At 74.2% G+C, this 17,486-nt stretch carries 13 protein-coding genes; 3 read left to right on the forward strand and 10 right to left on the reverse strand.

Annotated elements, in window-relative coordinates; translation table 11 throughout:
• Nucleotides 1–61 precede the first annotated feature (61 nt).
• Nucleotides 62–1,225, forward strand: a complete 1,164-nt coding sequence (xylA, locus tag V2J85_RS12535; protein ID WP_330821608.1) for a xylose isomerase — start codon at nt 62–64, stop codon at nt 1,223–1,225.
• Nucleotides 1,226–1,237: 12 nt separating this feature from the next.
• Here the strand turns inward: xylA and V2J85_RS12540 are convergent, their stop codons facing one another.
• Nucleotides 1,238–2,203 carry an acetylxylan esterase gene (locus V2J85_RS12540; protein WP_330821609.1) on the reverse strand — a complete coding sequence of 322 codons (966 nt, stop codon included), beginning with the start codon at nt 2,201–2,203 and terminating at the stop codon, nt 1,238–1,240.
• A gap of 135 nt (nt 2,204–2,338) precedes the next feature.
• Here V2J85_RS12540 and V2J85_RS12545 point away from each other — a divergent pair, with 135 nt between their 5' ends.
• Nucleotides 2,339–3,181 (forward strand): septum formation family protein, encoded by an 843-nt coding sequence (locus V2J85_RS12545; RefSeq protein ID WP_261954605.1) that lies wholly within the window; start codon nt 2,339–2,341, stop codon nt 3,179–3,181.
• Nucleotides 3,182–3,202: 21 nt separating this feature from the next.
• On the opposite strand, the gene mmuM is transcribed toward V2J85_RS12545, so the two are convergent.
• From mmuM to V2J85_RS41285, 7 genes are all read right to left on the reverse strand, one after another.
• A complete protein-coding gene (gene mmuM, locus V2J85_RS12550) occupies nt 3,203–4,123 on the reverse strand; it encodes a homocysteine S-methyltransferase (RefSeq protein ID WP_330821610.1) in 921 nt (306 codons plus the stop codon).
• A gap of 115 nt (nt 4,124–4,238) precedes the next feature.
• Nucleotides 4,239–7,103 carry a glycoside hydrolase family 2 TIM barrel-domain containing protein gene (locus V2J85_RS12555; RefSeq protein WP_330821677.1) on the reverse strand — a complete coding sequence of 955 codons (2,865 nt, stop codon included), beginning with the start codon at nt 7,101–7,103 and terminating at the stop codon, nt 4,239–4,241.
• 285 nt (nt 7,104–7,388) lie between these two features.
• A complete protein-coding gene (locus V2J85_RS12560; protein WP_330821611.1) occupies nt 7,389–8,552 on the reverse strand; it encodes an LLM class flavin-dependent oxidoreductase in 1,164 nt (387 codons plus the stop codon).
• A 123-nt stretch (nt 8,553–8,675) separates the two neighbouring features.
• Nucleotides 8,676–9,884: an SfnB family sulfur acquisition oxidoreductase gene (locus V2J85_RS12565; RefSeq protein WP_330821612.1), complete on the reverse strand. Its 1,209-nt coding sequence runs from the start codon at nt 9,882–9,884 to the stop codon at nt 8,676–8,678.
• A gap of 46 nt (nt 9,885–9,930) precedes the next feature.
• Nucleotides 9,931–10,485 (reverse strand): NADPH-dependent FMN reductase, encoded by a 555-nt coding sequence (gene ssuE / locus V2J85_RS12570; RefSeq protein ID WP_261954601.1) that lies wholly within the window; start codon nt 10,483–10,485, stop codon nt 9,931–9,933.
• A 65-nt stretch (nt 10,486–10,550) separates the two neighbouring features.
• Nucleotides 10,551–11,708, reverse strand: coding sequence for a dimethylsulfone monooxygenase SfnG (gene sfnG, locus V2J85_RS12575; protein WP_261954600.1), 1,158 nt, complete (start codon nt 11,706–11,708; stop codon nt 10,551–10,553).
• A gap of 152 nt (nt 11,709–11,860) precedes the next feature.
• Nucleotides 11,861–11,944 (reverse strand): putative leader peptide, encoded by an 84-nt coding sequence (locus tag V2J85_RS41285; protein ID WP_410011348.1) that lies wholly within the window; start codon nt 11,942–11,944, stop codon nt 11,861–11,863.
• 189 nt (nt 11,945–12,133) lie between these two features.
• Here V2J85_RS41285 and V2J85_RS12580 point away from each other — a divergent pair, with 189 nt between their 5' ends.
• Nucleotides 12,134–13,108: a LysR family transcriptional regulator gene (locus tag V2J85_RS12580; RefSeq protein WP_261954599.1), complete on the forward strand. Its 975-nt coding sequence runs from the start codon at nt 12,134–12,136 to the stop codon at nt 13,106–13,108.
• A 31-nt stretch (nt 13,109–13,139) separates the two neighbouring features.
• On the opposite strand, the gene V2J85_RS12585 is transcribed toward V2J85_RS12580, so the two are convergent.
• Together V2J85_RS12585 and V2J85_RS12590 are read right to left on the reverse strand one after the other, a co-directional pair.
• A complete protein-coding gene (locus V2J85_RS12585; RefSeq protein ID WP_330821613.1) occupies nt 13,140–14,501 on the reverse strand; it encodes an SWIM zinc finger family protein in 1,362 nt (453 codons plus the stop codon).
• Nucleotides 14,498–17,449 (reverse strand): DEAD/DEAH box helicase, encoded by a 2,952-nt coding sequence (locus V2J85_RS12590; protein WP_330821614.1) that lies wholly within the window; start codon nt 17,447–17,449, stop codon nt 14,498–14,500. The genes V2J85_RS12585 and V2J85_RS12590 overlap by 4 nt, the downstream gene beginning before the upstream one ends.
• Nucleotides 17,450–17,486: the final 37 nt, after the last annotated feature.

Raw genomic sequence — 17,486 nt, forward strand, 5'->3', positions numbered from 1 at the left:
TATTAGTTTGGCCGCCGCGGAATTTGTAAAGCGCCTTGACGAAATGGCCGAGGGAGATGCGATGCGCTACCAGCCGGTGCCCGAGGACAGGTTCAGTTTCGGTCTGTGGACCGTCGGCTGGCAGGGCCGCGACCCGTTCGGGGACGCCACCCGCCGCGCCCTGGACCCGGTCGAGACCGTGCACCGCCTCGCCGAGCTCGGTGCGTACGGCGTCACCTTCCACGACGACGACCTGATCCCGTTCGGCGCCGACGACATCGAGCGGGAGACGGCCGTCAAACGCTTCCGCCGGGCGCTGGAGGCCACCGGCCTGGTCGTCCCGATGGCGACGACCAACCTCTTCACCCACCCGGTCTTCAAGGACGGCGCCTTCACCGCCAACGACCGCGACGTCCGCCGCTTCGCGCTGCGCAAGACGCTCCGCAACATCGACCTCGCCGCCGAACTGGGCGCCCGCACCTATGTGGCCTGGGGCGGCCGGGAGGGCGCCGAGTCCGGCGCCGCCAAGGACGTCCGCACCGCCCTCGACCGGCTCAAGGAGGCCTTCGACCTGCTCGGCCAGTACGTCGTCGAGCAGGGCTACGACCTGCGGTTCGCCGTCGAGCCCAAGCCCAACGAGCCGCGCGGCGACATCCTGCTGCCCACCGTCGGCCACGCCCTGGCCTTCATCGAGCGCCTCGAACGCCCCGGCCTCTTCGGCGTCAACCCGGAGGTCGGCCACGAGCAGATGGCCGGCCTCAACGTCCCGCACGGCATCGCCCAGGCCCTCTGGCAGGGCAAGCTCTTCCACATCGACCTCAACGGCCAGAGCGGCATCAAGTACGACCAGGACCTGCGCTTCGGCGCCGGCGATCTGCGCGCCGCGTTCTGGCTCGTGGACCTGCTGGAGACGGCCGGCTACGACGGTCCCCGGCACTTCGACTTCAAACCGCCGCGCACCGAGGACCTCGACGGCGTCTGGGCCTCCGCGGCCGGCTGCATGCGTACCTACCTCATCCTCAAGGAGCGCGCCGCGGCCTTCCGGGCCGACCCGGCCGTCCAGGACGCGCTGCGCGCCGCCCGCCTGCACGAGCTGGCCCGCCCCACCGCCGAGGACGGCCTGGCCGGGCTGCTCGCCGACCCCACCGCCTACGAGACCTTCCGCCCGGAGGTGGCCGCCGCCCGCGGGATGGCCTTCGAGCAGCTGGACCAGCTGGCCATGGACCACGTGCTCGGCGCGTCCTGAACCGGCCGGGGGTCAGCCGAAGAGCCCGCGGACGAAGCCGAGTTCGGCGGCGCGCTGGTCGGTGCCGCCGGTTTCGTGGGCGTTGAACCGCCACACCTTCAGCTCCTTCTCGCCCGCGTAGTGGTGGTACGCGGCGAAGCCGGTGGACGGCGGCACCACGTCGTCGCGCAGCGCGGTCGCGAAGAGCGCCGGGGCGGTGGCCCGGACCGCGAAGTTCAGCCCGTCGAAGTGGTCCAGGGTGTCCAGGGCGGTGTCGACGTGGTCCCGGGCGCCCGCGAAGTAGCGGCCGAGCTCGCCGTACGGGCCGGCGTCGGTGATCTCGACCGCGCGGCGGATATGGGTCAGGAACGGCGCGTCGATCAGCGCCCCGGCCAGGCCCGGGACCAGGCCGGTCATCGCCAGGGCGAGCGCCCCGCCCTGGCTGTGGCCGGCGACCACTATCCGCTCCTCGTCCACCTCGTCGTGGTCGCGCGCGGTCTCCACGGCCCGTACGGCATCGGTGAACAGCCGCCGGTAGTAGTAGTCGTCGGGGGCGAGCAGGCCCTGGGTCAGCCGGCCGGGGACGCCCGGGTTGCGGTAGCCGGCCGGGTCGGGGGTGTCACCGGGGCGGTCCGGGCCGCTCTGCCCGCGGGCGTCCATGACCAGGGTGGCGTACCCCGCCGCGGGCCACAGCAGCCAGTCGTGCGGCCGCAGCCGGCCACCGCCGTAACCGAGGTACTGCACGACGCACGGCAGTGGCCCGGCGGCCGCCCGCGGGATCAGGAACCAGCCGCGGATCGGGTGCCCGCCGAAGCCGGCGAACGTCACGTCGTAGGTGCGCAGCAGGGCCAGCCCGGTGTCGAGTGCGGTGAACCGCGCGGCCAGGTCATGGGCTCGGGCCTCGGTCAGGGTGCGCTCCCAGAACGCGTCAAATCCGGGCGGCTCGGGCAACGGGGGGCGATAGGTGCGCAGTTCGTCCAGGGGCAGGTCGGTGAACACGCGGAACCTCCGGGCCGTAGGGTGGCTTGCTGCCTGTCGCCAACGGTGCCCAGCGGACGGACATGTCAGACCCGACGTGTTCCAGCTTGGTCACCGCCTCCCGTGAAACCCAGTAAAGAAGCGATCCTTTCCGTTATGAGCTTTCCGCCTCCGCCGCCCGGCCAGCCGCACCCGCCGAACCAGCCGCCCCCCGACAACCCGGGCGGGTTCGGACCGCCGGCCGGCGGCTACGGCCCCGCCGGGCAGGGCGGATACGGCTCCGGAGGCTACGGCCCGCCGCCCGGCGGCAATCAGGCCCCCGGTGGCTTCGGCCCGCCCTCCGGCGGCTACGGTCCTCCGGGACCGGGCGGCCCGGGTGGCCCCGGCGGCTGGCAGCAGCCGCCCGGCCCGCCCAACGGCGGCGGCAACGGCAAGCTCATCGCCGCCATCATCGGCGGTGGTGTGGTCGTGCTGGCCGCCGTCATCGCCGTCATCGTGATCGCCAACAGCGACGACGGCGGCAACAACCGCGCCCAGTCGTCGGCCAGTTCGAGCGCCTCCGCCACCCCGTCCGAGAGCGCCTCCGCCACGCCCTCCGACGACCCCTACGCCTCGCCCAGCAGCGACACCTCGCCCGCACCCTCCGGTGGCCCGGTCCCCTTCTACCTGCTGAAGGTCGGCGACTGCTACGACCTGGGCCCGGACGGCAACGGCATGAACGAGACGGCCTCCTGCAACGGCCCGCACGACGCCGAGGTCGTCACCACCCACCGCCTCGGCGCGGGCCTGACCAGCGAATCCGACATCAAGGACAAGGCGTCGTCGCTCTGCCGGGACGAGCTGGAGCGCAAGGCGTCCCGGCAGCCCGCCGGCACCGCCGAGGGCACCTACGTGCAGTACCCCAACCTCAAGGGCTACAAGCTCGGCTACAAGAACGTCAGCTGCAGCCTGATGGGCAACAGCAGCAACACCAGGAAGCTCACCAAGCCGCTGTCCTGAGCATCCTCTGACGGTGGGGTGTCAGTGGCCGAGGCCGGCCGCCAGCTCCGCGATGGCGTCCGGCCCGACCCGGCAGCAGCCGCCGATCAGCCGGGCGCCGTCCGCGACCCAGCCGGCGACCCGGTCGGCGGCGAACTCCGGTGTGCCGCACCACGCCCGCGCCTCGGCGTCCCAGCGCTCCCCGCTGTTCGGATACACCACCACCGGCTTGCCGGTGACCCGCGCGGCCAGCGGCACCGCCCGGTCCGCGTCGTCCGGCGCGCAGCAGTTCACCCCCACGGCGATCACCTCGTCCACCTCCGCCGCGAGGGCGAACGCCTCCGCCAGCGGCTGCCCGGCCCGGGTCGCGTCCCCGGCGACGCTGTACGACAGATACGCCGGCACGCCCAGCCCGCGCACCGCCCGCAGCAGCGCCCGGGCCTCGTCGGCGTCCGGCACCGTCTCCAGCGCCAGCACATCGGGCCCGGCCGCCGCCAGCACCTCCAGCCGCGGCCGGTGGAACCGCTCCAGCTCCGCCACCGACAGGCCGTACCGGCCGCGGTACTCGGAACCGTCCGCCAGCATCGCGCCGTACGGACCCGCCGAAGCGGCCACGTACAGCGGCCCGGTGGCGCCGCCCGCCCGCGCCCGGCCGGCCGCCTCGCGGGCCAGCGCCACGCTCCGCCCGAGCAGCTCCGCGGCCTCCGCGGCGCCGATCCCGCGCCGCGCGAACCCCTCGAACGTCGCCTGGTAGCTGGAGGTGATCGCGACCTGCGCCCCCGCTTCGTAGTACGCCAGATGCGCCCGCACCACCGCCTCCGGCTCCTCGGCCAGCAGCCGGGCCGACCACAGCGTGTCGCTCAGGTCGTGCCCGGCCGCCTCCAGCTGGTTGGACAGCCCGCCGTCGAGGACCACCGGCCCCGCGGCGAGGGCGTCGGCGAGCGTCGGGACCGTGCTGACCATGGTGCGAACCCTCCTGGTGTGCTGCCGGGCGGATTGTTTCCCAGCTCCTTACGGATCGTAGCTCCGCCCACCGACAACGCCCGTGGCCTGCACCGACGACGAGACCGCAGGCAGCTCAGGGCAGCGAAGCGAACACGAACGAGAACCGTGCCGGGGCGGCCTCCAGCCGGTACTGCGGCAGCACCCCCGGCCCGCACGACTGGCTGCCGATGCCGTGCTGCGCATGGTCGAGATGCAGCCACAGGGCCTCGCCGGGCCGCAGGTCCGGGGTGTGCCGGGCCGCGGTCAGCTCCTCGTCCGTCCAACGGCGGGCGGCGAAGGCGAAGTCCGGGTCCCCCTCGACCCGGAGGCCCGAACCGTCCGACCGGGTCAGTTCGACCCAGCGCACACCGGGCCGGGAACCGTTCTCCTGCGGCCGGACGTAGGGCGTCTGCAACTCCGCCACCGACCGCGACCAGCGGCCGGTGCGGGCGGCCGCCCGGGTGTCCGGATAGCCCTCACCCGGCCCACCGCCGTACCACTCCGCCCGCCCCAGGCTCCCGCACACCGCCATCCGCACCCCGAGCCGGGGCAGCGGAACCGGCCAGCCGCCCTCCGGATCGACGGCCAACTCCAGCCGCAGCAGATCGCGTCGGGCCGTCCACCGGTAGACCGCGCGCAGCGCGAGCGGGGAGCCGGCCGGGGCCACCCGGGTCCGCACCACCAGGGCGGGCCCGTCCGGTTCGACGGCGTCCACGCGGTGGTGCATCCGGTGCAGGCCGAGCCGGCGCCATTCGGTGGCCGGCCGCGGCCCGGGCTGCCAGGGCGCGGCCTCGTCGTTGTCGGTCGGCGCCCGCCAGACGTGCAGCCGGGGGCCGCTGATCCGCACCCCGTCCAGATAGCCCAGCGTCCCGGTCGTGGCGTCGAACGTGCCCGGCCCGAGGACGATCACGTTGCCCTCGCCGCGGCGCGGGGTGGCGGTGGGCACCAACGGCACGTATGCCGGGCGCGGTACGGCCGGGAACTGGCCCCACGCGACCTCGTGCCCGGCCGGGGCCCAGGCGGTGTCGCGGGCCAGCACGGCCTGCACCGTCCAAAGGGCCTCCCGGCCCTCGTCCCGCTCCTCCGCCAGGTCCGGCAGCGCCGTCACGACCGACTCGCCCGGTGGCGGCGTGGGCATCTCCAGCCAGCCGCTGCCGCACGGGTTGCCCGCCACCTCGTAACACCACAGGAACGAGAGGTGCCCGAGCCCGGAGAAGTCGTACAGATTGGTGATCCGGACCGTTTGCCTGCCGTCGTCACCGTCGGGCCCGGCCTCGATCCGCACCGGCTCGACGACCTTCTTCAACTCGGCCAGCCCCGGCGACGGCGTCCGGTCCGGCAGCACCAGACCGTCGCAGACGAAGTTCCCGTCGTGCAGCTCCTCACCGAAGTCGCCGCCGTAGGCGTGGTACACCTCGCCGTCCGGCGCCCGCTGCCGCAGCCCGTGGTCGATCCACTCCCACACGAAGCCGCCCTGACAGCGCGGGTACGTCTCGAACAGCCGCTGGTACTCGCCGAGGCCGCCCGGACCGTTGCCCATCGCGTGCGCGTACTCGCAGAGGATGAACGGCAGTTGACGGCGCCGGGCATCCAGCACGGGGTCGTCCAGCGGCCCCTCGGTGCGCCGGCCGATCCGCTCCACCTCGGCGTGATCGGCGTACATCCGGGAGTAGACGTCGGTGTCGGCGCAGCTGCGGTCGCCCTCGTAGTGCAGTGGGCGGGACGGATCGCGCTCGCGCATCCACCCGGCCATGGCGGACAGCCCGCGGCCGGTCCCGCACTCGTTGCCCAGCGACCACAGCACGATGCTGGGGTGGTTCTTGTCCCGCTCGACCATCCGGCGGGCCCGGTCCAGCAGCGCCGGCTGCCAGCGCGGATCGTCGACCGGATTGTCCCGCCAGTCCTGCTGCCCGAAGCCGTGCGTCTCCAGATCACACTCGTCGACGACCCACAGCCCCAGCTCGTCGCAGAGGTCGAGGAACGCCGGGTGCGGCGGATAGTGGCTGGTGCGCACCGCGTTGACGTTGTGCTGCTTCATCATCAGCAGATCGCGGCGCATCACCTCGGGCCCGACGGTGCGCCCGTACCGCGGGTGGAATTCATGGCGGTTGACGCCGCGCAGCAGGATCCGGCGGCCGTTGACCTTCAGCAGCCCGTCCTCGACGCACACCGTACGGAACCCGATCCGCAGCGGGACCGTCTCCCCGGCGGTGACCAACTCCCCGTCGTACAACCGGGGTTCCTCGGCCGTCCAGGGCTCCACCGGCACCGTCGCGCTCTCCCCGGTCGCCAGGTCCAGCCCGAGCTCCGGCACGGTCACCCGCCCGGCCGGGGCGCACTCCACGCGCAGCGTGCCCCGGCCCGTACGGTGATCGAAACCGGCATGGACGAAGTGGTCGGCGACCGCCCCCTCCGGACGCCGATGGACGGAGACGTCGCGGAAGATCCCGGGCAGCCACCACTGGTCCTGGTCCTCCAGATAGCTGCCGGACGACCACTGGTGGACCCGCACCGCCAGCACGTTGCCGTGCGGCCGCAGCAGTCGTCCCACCTCGAACTCGTGCGGCAGCCGGCTGCCCTTGAAGTGCCCCAGTTCCTGCCCGTTGAGCCAGACCCGGGCGCAGGACTCCACCCCGCCGAAGTGCAGCACGGCCGGCCCCTCGCCCCAGCCCTCGGGCAGATCGAAGACGTGCCGGTGGTCACCGGTCGGGTTCTCGTCCGGCACCCGCGGCGGATCCACCGGAAAGGGATAGGCGGTGTTGGTGTACACGGGTGCGCCGAAACCCTTGAGCACCCAGGTGCCGGGCACCCTCAGCTCGTGCCACTCCGTGTCGTCGAAGTCCGGCCGGGCGAACGCCTCGTCCTCGGCGTCGGCGCGCGGCGAGAGACGGAACCGCCAGGTGCCGTGCAGCGAGATCCGCGGCGCGGTGGAGGACGGGTACCAGGCGCGCGGCGGCAGCGCCCCCCGGCCGGGCGAGCGGTCCTCGTAGTACGGGAGCCGGTCCTCTGCGGGAGCCGGGCCGCGCGGTGCGGGGTCCGCCCGGCCGGACGTCGGCGGCGGCTGGTCGTGCGGCGCATGCTGCGGCGGGTGCGGGGACGTCCCGGTCACTGGTCCTCCTGCTGCGGGCGACGTGCCTGGCGTCGGGGGGATCACCCTCAGCGAATCACGCGCGGGGGCACGGCGCAGCCGGATGGCCGGATTCGGCGGCCGGGTGCTCCGTGCACGGGGTCCGGCCGCCCCGGATCAGCGGCCCGCCCCGGTCGCGAACGGCACCTCGGCCGCGGCCGGTATGGCCCCGTCCGGCGCCCCGGGATGCCGCCAGAGCCCCTTGTGCCGCAACAGCGGAAGCACCCCCTCCCCGAACCAGTACGCCTCCTCGACGTGCGGATGCCCGGAGAGGATGAACTCCTCGATGCCCAGCCGGTGGTACTCCTCGATCCGCTCCGCGACCTCCGCATGGCTGCCCACCAGTGCGGTGCCCGCCCCGCCCCGTACGAGACCGATGCCGGCCCACAGGTTCGGCGCGATCTCCAGGCCGTCGGTGCGGCCGCGGTGCAGCGCCAGCATCCGCCGCTGCCCCTCCGACTCGCTGCGGGCGAGACCGGCCTGTACCGCACGGATCGCCTCCGGGGTGAAACCGTCCAGCAGCCGCTGGGCCTCCGCCCAGGCCGCCGCCGCGGTGTCCCGGGTGATCACGTGCAGCCGGATGCCGAACCGCACCCGCCGCCCGGCCCGGCCGGCCAGCTCCCGGATCCAGGCGATCTTCCGCTCGACGTCGGCCGGCGGTTCGCCCCAGGTCAGATAGACGTCGGCGCCCCGCGCGGCGACGTCACCGGCGGCCGGGGAGGAGCCGCCGAAGTAGACCGGCGGCACCGGATCGGGCAGCCGCGCGAGCCGGGCGCCCGCCACCCGGAGCTGCTCGCCGGTGAAGTCCACGGTCTTCCCGGCCCACAACTCCCGTACGATGTCGAGGAATTCACCGGTCCGCGCGTACCGGGCGTCCTTGTCCAGGAAGTCCCCGTAGGCGCGCTGCTCATGGTTCTCGCCACCGGTGACGACGTTCAGCAGCAGCCGCCCCCCGGAGTGCCGCTGGAAGGTGGCCGCCATCTGGGCGGCCAGGGTCGGCGCGATGATCCCCGGCCGGAAGGCCACCAGGAACTTCAGCCGATCGGTCTCCCGGGCCAGCATGGCCGTGGTCAGCCAGGCGTCCTCGCACCAGGCCCCGGTGGGGGTGAGCGCGCCCTCGAAGCCGAGGTCCTCGGCGGCGCGGGCGATCTGCGTGAGATAGCCGAGAGTGGCCGGCCGCTCCCCGCCGGCGGCCCCGGCGGGCAGACCGTGACCACCGCCCACGACATGACGGCTGTCGCCGTAGGTGGGCAGGAACCAGTGGAAGGTCAGGGGTGACATGGAGACTCCGGGGGAGGGACGGGCGGAGGACGTACGGGCGGAAGGCCTGCGGGCGGAAGGCGTACCGGCCCACGGCCGCAGGGACTGCGGGCGCACGCGGCTGCGGGGGCGGGAGGCGCGCGGTCAGAGCAGCCCGTGCCGGGGCGGACGGGTGCCGTTGAGGACGTAGCGGCCGATGTGCTGCACCTTCCAGCGGACCGGATCGTGCAGGGTGTGGGTGCGGGCGTCGCGCCAGTGCCGGTGCAGATTCAGGCCGTTGCGCGCCGACCGGGTCCCGGCCACCTCGAACAGCGCGCTGCCGGTCTCCACCGCCGCCTGCGCCGCGACCACCTTCGCCGCGGCGACCGCGATGGACGCCTCGGCGGCCGTGTCGTCGGTCAGCGCGCCGGCGGCCGCGTCCACCGTCCGCGCCGCCGACGCCAGCAGGGCCTCCGCGGACCGTACGCGGACCGCGAGTTCGCCGAACCGCTGGATCAGCAGGGGGTCCTCGGCCGCGCTGTCCAGCCCGCTCTCGAACCACGGCCGGCTCGTGGTGCGCACGAACTCCCCGGCCTCCGCCAGGGCACCGGCGGCGATCCCGGTGTCGATCGCGGCATGCAGCAACTGCGCCACGGCGCCGTGGAGTTGGGGTCCACGGAAGGTGAGGTGGTGCGGGACGACCCGGTCGGCCGGCACCGTCACCCCCTCCAGGTGCACCGTGCCGCTGGCCGTCGTCCGCTGCCCCATCCCGTCCCAGTCGTCGACCACCCGCACCCCCGCAGCCTCCCGCGGCACGTACGCCACATGAAGCGCCTCGTCCTCGCCGCGGGCCAGGACGGGGATCCAGTCGGCGAACAGCGCCCCGGTCGCATAGTGCTTCACCCCGGTCAGGACGTACGAGCCGTCCGCCGCGGGCACCAGACGGGTGCGGAGGTCCTGGACGTGCCGGGTGCCCGCCTCCGACTGCGCGTTGCCCAGCCGCCGCCCCGCCAGCACCTCGCCGAAGAAGAACGCCCGCTGCTCCGGGGTCCCCTGACGGCGCAGCACGTTGACGTACACGAAGTGGCTCTGCGGGATCTGCGACAGGCTGGCGTCCGCGGCCGCCAGCCGGCGGAACACCTCCGCGAGCGTCTCGGTCCGCACCTCCGCCCCGCCGTGCGAGCGCGGCACGGTGATGCCGAGCAGTCCGCTCGCCGACAGCCGCGTCAGCTCGGCGTGCGGCAGCCGGCGGCCGGCGTCCCGTTCGGCCGCGCCGGCCCGGAACGCCTCGGCGAGGCCGGCCGTGACCGCCAGTGCCTCGGCGTCGTCGGAAATCACATGAGCGGTGGTGGCGGGCCGCGGGGGAGCGGTCACGATGCTGCCTCCAAGGGGGATCGAAGGGCGGGGGTCAGGGCGCCGGTCAGCCGGCGGCGGACAGCAGCGGCCGGCGTCCGAGCGCGCCGGAGAACTGGTCCAGCACCTGGTCCAGTCCCTCCTGCGCCCCGGCGTCGACGGCCAGCGCGCCGTCCTCGCGTACGGCCAGGTGCCGGTCGAGCACGAACCAGCCCTGCACGATGTGCGCGGCCCCCATGGACTGCAGCACCGGCCGCAGCGCGTAGTCGATGGCCAGGACGTGCGCGGTGCTCCCGCCGGTCGCCAGCGGCAGCACGGTCTTGCCGGTCAGCGCGTACTGGGGCAGCAGGTCCAGCAGCGACTTGAGCAGACCGGAGTAGGCGGCCTTGTAGACCGGGGTGCCGATGACGATGCCGTCGGCGCGGGCGAACAGTTCGGTGGCCTCGACGATCGCCGGGTGACCGAAATCGGCCCCCAGCAGCGCCTCGGCCGGCAGCGTACGGACGTCCAGCGGGATGACGTGGTGCCCCTCGGCCGCCAGCCCGGCGTCCAGATGACGGAGCAGGCGGGCGGTGCGTGAGGTCGCGGAGGGACTGCCGGAGACGGACAGGACGGTGGCCAACGGGATCACCTCGAAGGGGAGAGAGCGGAGGGGGTACGGGAAAGCGGGGAATGCCGCGGAGCGGCTCAGTGCCGGGCGGCGGCGGGGGCCCGGCCGGCCGGCGTCGCCGCGTCCGCCTCGTGGCCCTCTTCCCGGGCCTCCAGTTCGCGCACCAACGGGAGCACCCGCTCGCCGAAGTACTCGACCTCCTCCAGGTAGTGCAGGAAGCCGAGCAGGAACAGGTCCACGCCCCGCCGCTTGAACGCCACGATCCGCTCGGCGATCTGCTCCGGCGTGCCGATCAGCCCGGTGCGGAAGCCGTCGTTGTACTGGACCAGGTCCTCGAACGACGAGTCCTGCCACATACCGGTGCGATCGGCCGTGGACTGCCCGGCCTGTTGGACCGCCGCGCCGAAACCCCGCACCGCCTCGGTGTCCGCCTTGGCGATGATCTCCCGCAGCACCTCCCGGGCCTCCGCCTCGGTGTCCCGCGCGATCAGGAAGCCGTTCAGCCCGAAGCGGGGGGCCGGCCGGCCCGCGGCCGCGGCCGACGCCCGGACGTCCCGGATCTGTTCGGTGACGCCGTCGAAGTCCTTGCCGTTGCTGAAGTACCAGTCGGAGACCCGGCCGGCCATGGCGCGGGCCGCGGTGGAATTGCCGCCCTGGAAGATCTCCGGATGCGGCCGGGCCGGGGAGTTGAGCGGTTTGGGCTTGAGCGAGAAGTCCCGGATCCGGTAGAAGTCCCCGGCCAGTTCGGCGTGGTCCTCGGTCCAGATGGCGCGCAGCGCCCGGATGAACTCCTCGGCCCGGCGGTAGCGTTCGTCGTGCTCCAGCCAGGGCTCGCCGAGCGCGGTGAACTCGCCCTTGAACCAGCCGCTGACCACGTTCACCGCGAACCGGCCACCGGAGAGGTGGTCCGCGGTGGCGCCGAGCTTCGCCAGGACGCCCGGGTGCCACAGCCCCGGATGGACGGCCGCGATCACCTTCAGCCGCTCGGTGGCGAGCAGCAGCGCCAGACTGAAACTCGTCGACTCGTGCTGGAACTCGGCGCCGTAGCTGGCCATGTAGCGGACCTGGCTCAGCGCATATTCAAAACCGTTGTTCTCGGCCAGTACGGCCAGCTTGCGGTTGTAGTCGTAGCCCCAATCGGTGCGCTGCTCGATGGTGCTGGTGACCAGGCCACCGCTGACATTGGGAACCCAGTAGGCAAAACGGGCCGGGGCCTGGGCGGGGGATTCGGACATGAGAACTCCGCGGAAGGGAAATGGGCAGGGAAAAGGCACCGGAAAAGGGCAAGGGGAAACCAGCCCCGGGCGCGGGCCGCGGACGGAACAAAAAGCGGCGCGGGGTGCCGTGGAAAGCCGGGAAACTCGTGGTGGGCAGCGCTGATCGGCGCTCAGAGCGCGCGCCGACACAGGGCGCTGGAGACCCTGACGAGGTCGACGTGGCGCCGCTGGGTCAGGCTCTGTTGCGGCTTCATCAACACGTCACCTCCCTGCAACAATTCTGCGGAAGCGGGCCGTTCGGCATTCCGGCCGCGCACCGCCGAGTTTACCGGTGGGGTGCCGCATCGGTCGATTCGGTATCCGCGAGGTGGTGATAGGGTCCCCCTTGAACCGGCCGGTCGGAACTCCCGGGAATTACGGCGGTAAAGGGGCGCGACGCCGATATGCGGATCGAGCAACTCGAATACATAGCGGCGGTCACCCGGCTCGGTTCGCTGCGCCGGGCCGCCGATGCGCTGCACCTCTCCCAGCCCGCCCTGAGCGAGACCGTCCGCAATCTCGAACGGGAGCTGGGCGTCGACATCCTCGACCGCAGGCGCTCCGGCGCGAAGATCAGCGACGAGGGCCGCGAACTGCTGCCGCACATCATCGGCGTGCTCGACGCGGTCGACAAACTGCGCCGGGCCGCGGACGACCAGCACCAGATCAGCCGGATGGCCCGGCTGGGCACGGTCAACGCCGCGACGGTGCCGCTGCTGGTCCCGGCCATCCGCGAGTTCCGGGCCGGCCATCCGCAGACCCAGGTGGAGGTGATCGGCGCCCAGCAGGCCGAGATCCACCGCGCCCTGCTGGAGGGCAGCCTCGACCTGGGGCTGGTGAACTACCTGCAGGGCGACGACCTGCCGCCGGACTTCCACACCACCGAACTCCTGCGCGGCCGGCCGGTGGTGTGCATCCGGCCGGACAGTCCGCTGGCCGCGTTGACCGAGGTCCCGGTGACCGCACTGCTCACCCAGCCGCTGATCGTCATGCGGGCCGGCTACGTCATGCACCGCTTCGTGCACCGGCTGCTCCAGGGCCGCGCGCCGTCCTTCTCGTACTCCACCGACGGCGCCGAGATGGGCAAGCTGATGGTCGCCGAGGGGCTGGGCGCCACCGTCCTGCCGGACTTCAGCGTGATCGGCGACCCCCTGGAGCGCAGCGGCACCCTCACCTACCGCCCGTTGGCGGAGGGCCGTACCGACGTCCTCATGGTGATCCAGCGCCGCCGCTCCGGCTCGGTTCCCCGGGCCGCCCGGGACCTGCACGAGATCTTCCAACGCCGGGCGGCCGCGCACCGGAAGGCCGCGGAGGACGGGGCCGTGGCGGAGGACGGGGCATCCACGGAGGGCGGGGTCGCCCCGGAGGGCGGTGCCTGACCACCCCCGGGTCCCACGGCTCGTCCCCTGCTCAGCCCTCCGCCGACGCCTCCGCCAGCGCCGCCGCCGGATCGTCCGAGGCCGGACCGGCCGGCACCCACTGCCCGCGCTCCTTGCGGTACGGCCACCAGCGGCCGTCGCGCCCGTACCGCAGTTGGGCGGCGCCGCCGACCACCGTCCAGCGGTTGCCGGTGGCCCGCAGCGGGGGCCGGGTGCCGTCGTCGTCCCGGGCGGCCGCGAGCCGATCGGCCGCCCGGGCCAGCGCCGCCGGATCCGGGGCCCACTCCTCCTCCAGCACCGCGAGCCCCGCCGTACCGCCCAGTTCCCAGGCCCGTACGGCCCACGCCAGGCCGCGTGCGTCCCGCCCCGAACCGGCCGCCAGCCGTGCCGAGACGGCCCGGTCCGGACCGGCCGCCGCCAGCCGCACGGCGTCCTGACCGGGCGTCAGCGCGGGCGGCGGCGGGGTGTCCGCATGCCAGGGCGAGAGCGCGTCCGCCAGCAACCGCTGGGCGCGCGCCGCCGCCTCTCCGATCAGGAACTCCAGCGCGGCCACGTCCACCCCCGGCGCGGGCGGGGTGCCGCGGCCGAGCACCGGCGCGGCGCCCGGCTCGTCGACCGGCGGGGGCGGCGCGGGCAGCGGCGGCAGGATGTCGCGCGCCGCGTACGCCTCGGCGGCCGGTACGCCCGCACCGGGCCCCGCCGCCGGGTCCCCGGCCGCCGCGGGCACGGCGGCCCGGGCCGCGCTGCGCGCCTGCAACTCCCCGAGCAACTCCCGCTCGCTGCGGCCGCGTACCAGCAGCAGCACGAACGGGTCCTGGTCCAGCAACCGCGCCACCTGGTAGCACAGCGCCGCCGAATGCGCGCAGTGGTCCCACGCCCCGCAGCTGCACTCCGCCTCCAGGTCACCGATGCCCGGCAGCAGTTCGACGCCCGCCGCGGCCGCGTCCTCCACCAGTGCCGGCGGCATGTCCCGGTCGAGCAGCGCCGCGATGTGCCCGGCCCGGTCCGCGACGAGATCGAGGAAGCGGTCCCATGCGGCGTCGTCCAGCCGCTGCAGCAGCACATCGGACCGGTGCCGGCTGTGGTCCCGGTCCTGGACGACCGCGGTCAGCCGCCCCGGGCGCACCGAGACCGCACCGACCGCACCGGCCCGGGCGTGCCGCCGGCCCAGCTTCAGCTGCCGGCCGTCCAGAGCGGTGTCCTCCAGCGCCTTGAGCCACGCCTGCCCCCACCACGTGCGGGCGAAGCCCCGGCCGCCGGCGGGCGGCAGCGCGGCGAAGGTCCGCTCGGCGTCCGGGGCGTGCCCGTGAGCGCCCTCCCCGGGTATGCCGTCCTCATGGGCGCCGCCGCCGTAGGTGCCGTCGTCGTCGCCGTCGTCGAATCGTCCGGTCATCGCTCGCTCCCTCGCAGTGCCACCAGGTCCGCCAGCTCGGCGTCGGTGAGTTCGGTCAGTGCGGCCTCGCCGGTGCCCAGCACCGCGTCCGCCAGCTGTTGTTTGCGCTGGAGCAGGCCGGCGATCCGGTCCTCGATCGTGCCCTCCGTGATCATGCGGTGGACCTGCACCGGCTGGGTCTGCCCGATGCGGTACGCGCGGTCGGTGGCCTGCGCCTCGACGGCCGGGTTCCACCAGCGGTCGAAGTGCACGACATGGCCCGCCCGGGTGAGGTTCAGGCCGGTGCCGGCCGCCTTCAACGACAGCAGGAACACCGGGACCTCGCCGTCCTGGAAGCGGCGCACCATCTCCTCCCGGCGCGCCACCGTCGTCCCGCCGTGCAGGAGTTGCGACGCCACGCCGCGCGCCACCAGATGCCCCTCCAGCAGCCGCGCCATCCGTACGTACTGGGTGAACACCAGCACGCTCGCCCCCTCGGCGAGGATCGTGTCCAGCAGCTCGTCGAGCAGCTCGACCTTCCCCGAACGTCCGCCGATCCGCGGCTGCTCCTCCTTGAGGAACTGCGCGGGGTGGTTGCAGATCTGCTTGAGCGAGGTGAGCAGCTTGACCACCAGCCCGCGGCGGGCGAACCCGTCCGTCCCGGCGATCTCGTCGAGCCCCTCGCGCACCACCGCCTCGTAGAGCCCGGCCTGCTCCGTGGTCAGCGCCACCGCACGGTCGGTCTCCGTCTTGGGCGGCAGTTCCGGCGCGATGCCCGGATCGGACTTGCGCCGGCGCAGCAGGAACGGCCGCACCAGCCGGGCCAGCCGGTCGGCCGCCGCGGCCGCCTCGGGGGACGCCGCCGGACCGCCCTCGACGGCCCGCGCATAGCGCGTGCGGAACCGTCCCAGCGTCCCCAGCAGCCCGGGCGTCGTCCAGTCCAGGATCGCCCACAGCTCGGTCAGGTTGTTCTCCACGGGGGTGCCGGACAGCGCCACCCGGGCCCTGCCCGGAACGGTCCGCAGGGCCCTGGCGGTCGCCGAGAACGGGTTCTTGACGTGCTGCGCCTCGTCCGCGACGACCAGCCCCCAGGCCACCTCCGCCAGCTTCTCGGCGTCCAGCCGCATCGTCCCGTAGGTGGTGAGGACGAACTCGCCGTCCACCAGGTCGGCCAGGCTGCGGCGTCCGGCGTGGAACCGGCGCACCGGTGTGCCCGGCGCGAACTTCTCGATCTCCCGCTGCCAGTTGCCCATCAGCGACGTAGGGCAGACCACCAGCGTCGGGCCGGCCGATTCAGGGGCGGACTGCCGGTGCAGATGCAGCGCGATGAGGGTGATCGTCTTGCCCAGTCCCATGTCGTCGGCGAGGCAGGCGCCCAGCCCCAGTGACGTCATCCGGTGCAGCCAGCCCAGGCCGCGCAGCTGATAGTCGCGCAGCGTCGCGCGGAGCGCGGGCGGCTGGGCGACGGGGCCGGCGGCGGTGCCCTCCGGGTCCGCCAGCCGGTCGCGCAGCCCGGCCAGCCACCCGGTCGCCTGCACCGCCACCCGGTCGCCGGCGCCGTCCTCGGCGCTCCCGGTGAGCGCGGCACCGAGCGCGTCGAGCGGGGTGACCTTGCGGTCCTGCCGGTCCCGGGCGGCCCGCACGGCCTCCGGGTCGATCAGCACCCACCGGTCGCGCAGCCGCACCAGCGGCCGCCCCGCTTCTGCCAGCCGGTCGAGTTCGGCCCGGTCCACCTCCTGGCCGCCCACCGCGAACCGCCAGCTGAAGGAGAGCAGGGCGTCCGCGGACAACAAGGAGGGCGGCCCCGATTCCCGGCCGTCCCCCGGGCCTTCGGTGTCGGGCGGCCCCACCACGGCGCGGCTGGTCAGCGTGCGCGCGAGCTGCTTCGGCCAGTGGACCTGCACCCCGGCCGCGGCCAGCGCCCGGGAGGCCGGGCCGAGCAGTTCGGCGACATCCTCGTCGGCGAGCTCCAGCGCGTCCGGCACCGCCGCCGACAGCAACGGGCCGAGCGGCGCCCAGACCTCGGCCGCCCGGTGCAGCGTGCGCAGGGTGTCCATCCGCGCCCGCGGACCGAACGCCTGCCCCGCCGTCGACGCCCCCGCCCACACCTCGGTGGCGTCCGCCACCAGCGCCGGATCGGTGAGGCTGTGCACCTGGAGGACCGCGCGGAAGGTGACCTCGCCATCCGGGGCCGGCGCGGCACCGTCCACCGGAACGCCCACCGCCGCCTCCGGCTCCAGGCCGTGCGCTTCCACCCGCAAGGAGATCCGTACGCCGGCGTCATGACCGGCGGCGACGTCCGCGGCCCAGTCCCGCTGTTCGGGGATGTGCTGCGGCGCGGCCGCCGCGAAGGCCGGTGCCCCGGTGGCCAGCGCCGCGGCGGGGGAGCGCGGCAGACCGTCCGCCACCGCGTCGAGGAACGCCCGCAGGTGCCGCTCCGGCTCGGGCAGCTCCACCGGGTCCGTCCCCGGCAGCGGGGTGGCGTGCGCGTACGGAGGCATCGCGGCGGCGAGCTCCCGCAGCCGTTCGAGGTCCGCGGCATCGAGCGGGCCCAGCCGCCAGGCGTCGTACCCCTCGGGGCTCACGCCGGGCAGCAGCCGTCCACGGGCGGCCAGCTGGAGCGCGAGGACCGCCGCGGCGCCCCAGAAGGCGGCGGCCGGATGGGTGGCCCGGCCGGCCCGCAACCGGGTGAGGACGGGCAGCGCGTCGGCCACCGGCAGCACCAGCGCCGGCACCTCGCCGACCTGGAGGCCGCCGTCCTCCTCGGGCAGTACGACGCTCAGCCGCTCCGCCCCGGGCCCGCTCCCGTCCGGCGCGTCCTCCTCGGTGCGGGCCGCCGCGATCGGCTCACCATCAAGACGCCAGAAGGCGATCCGCCCGGCCCGGGGTGGGTCCGACGGCAGGAAGACCGCCGGGCAGCGGGCGAGCCCGGAGAGCTGAGCGGGGGTGGCCGCACGCGTGGATGTCACGGGATCCCGAACTCCTCAAGTTTGACTACTGGCGCCT

This window comes from Streptomyces bugieae (genome assembly GCF_036352915.1).
GTDB lineage: Bacteria > Actinomycetota > Actinomycetes > Streptomycetales > Streptomycetaceae > Streptomyces > Streptomyces endophytica.

Bases quoted from the DNA above. Each gene is read 5' to 3' on its own strand.
- V2J85_RS12545 (WP_261954605.1), top strand. From the start codon at position 2,339: ATGAGCTTTCCGCCTCCGCCGCCCGGCCAGCCGCACCCGCCGAACCAG.
- sfnG (WP_261954600.1), bottom strand. From the start codon at position 11,708: ATGTCCGAATCCCCCGCCCAGGCCCCGGCCCGTTTTGCCTACTGGGTT.
- V2J85_RS41285 (WP_410011348.1), bottom strand. From the start codon at position 11,944: ATGAAGCCGCAACAGAGCCTGACCCAGCGGCGCCACGTCGACCTCGTC.
- V2J85_RS12585 (WP_330821613.1), bottom strand. From the start codon at position 14,501: ATGACCGGACGATTCGACGACGGCGACGACGACGGCACCTACGGCGGC.
- V2J85_RS12560 (WP_330821611.1), bottom strand. From the start codon at position 8,552: ATGTCACCCCTGACCTTCCACTGGTTCCTGCCCACCTACGGCGACAGC.
- mmuM (WP_330821610.1), bottom strand. From the start codon at position 4,123: ATGGTCAGCACGGTCCCGACGCTCGCCGACGCCCTCGCCGCGGGGCCG.
- V2J85_RS12580 (WP_261954599.1), top strand. From the start codon at position 12,134: ATGCGGATCGAGCAACTCGAATACATAGCGGCGGTCACCCGGCTCGGT.
- xylA (WP_330821608.1), top strand. From the start codon at position 62: ATGCGCTACCAGCCGGTGCCCGAGGACAGGTTCAGTTTCGGTCTGTGG.